This is a genomic window from Roseibium aestuarii (genome assembly GCF_008477545.1).
Taxonomy (GTDB): domain Bacteria; phylum Pseudomonadota; class Alphaproteobacteria; order Rhizobiales; family Stappiaceae; genus Roseibium; species Roseibium aestuarii.
Map to the genome: position 1 here is coordinate 1 of NZ_VORA01000020.1, position 941 is coordinate 941.

General features: G+C 67.4%; 1 protein-coding gene and 1 pseudogene. Both read right to left on the reverse strand.

Features of this window, described 5'->3' with window-relative positions:
- Positions 1-216, reverse strand: a pseudogene (locus tag FR728_RS19500) (DNA cytosine methyltransferase); the annotation flags it as partial.
- A 1-nt stretch (position 217) separates the two neighbouring features.
- Positions 218-941: DNA methyltransferase (locus FR728_RS19270; RefSeq protein ID WP_149894360.1), on the reverse strand; the 724-nt coding region annotated here is incomplete at its 5' end.

Genomic DNA, 941 nt, shown 5'->3' on the forward strand with positions numbered 1-941 from the left:
AACAGCCTGATCCAGGGACGCGTCTTCCATCCGCGCCACGAGAGTGGCTGCGGCGTAGGTTTCCCGTTCGACATGGCCCACAGCACGATAGTCGGGGATGGCGATAGCGAGCCCGAGATCGAGCCCGCCCGCGCCGGAACAGAGGGAGAGGCCGAAAAAGCATGCGTCTCCGGCTCCGGAAGCGCGTCCGGAGGAAGGTAAAGCCAGGTCATGCATGTCACGCGGCGGTCTTGCGCTTGCGCGCGGGTTCGGGGGCGGCATCTGGGTCCGGCGTATCGGCCCGGGCCTGGGCACCGTCGCCCAGCCGCTCGGTCCTCACCTCCGCGAAGGTCCGGCCGTCGCCATCAAGGATCGCGTCGCGGCCGGTCTCGGCCTGCCAGCGCTCCACCGCGACATCGACGTAAGCCGGGCTGATCTCCATCGCGAACACACGGCGGCCATTGGTCTCGCCCGCCATGATCTGAGAGCCGGAGCCAGAGAACGGCTCGTAGCAGAGTCCGCCACGGGCGACGTGCTGGCGCATAGGGATCCCGAAGGCATCGAGGGGCTTCGGCGTCGGATGATCCGGGCGCTCGTCCTTGGCGAAGGACGGCATCTCCCACGTCGAGGGCAGCGTCTGCTCGGCCACCTTCGGCGGGCGGTTCGGGCGGCGCCAGCCCATGAAACAGGGCTCGTGCTTCCAGAGGTAGTGCGAGCGGGTCAGAACCCCGCGGTCCTTCACCCAGATGATCTGCTGATGGACGAAGGCCCCGGCCTTTTCCCAGCAGGCTTCCAGCATCGCCTGGCGGCGGGAGGCGTGCCAGCAGTACCAGGCCGCATCGTCGGTGATCGCTTCGGCCACGGCTGCGGCGATGAACCCGTCGTAGAGGTCCGCGCCCTGGCTGCTGTCATCAACTCTGTTTAGCGAGGTCGTCCCTGATCCTTGCGTTGAGGATGACGAT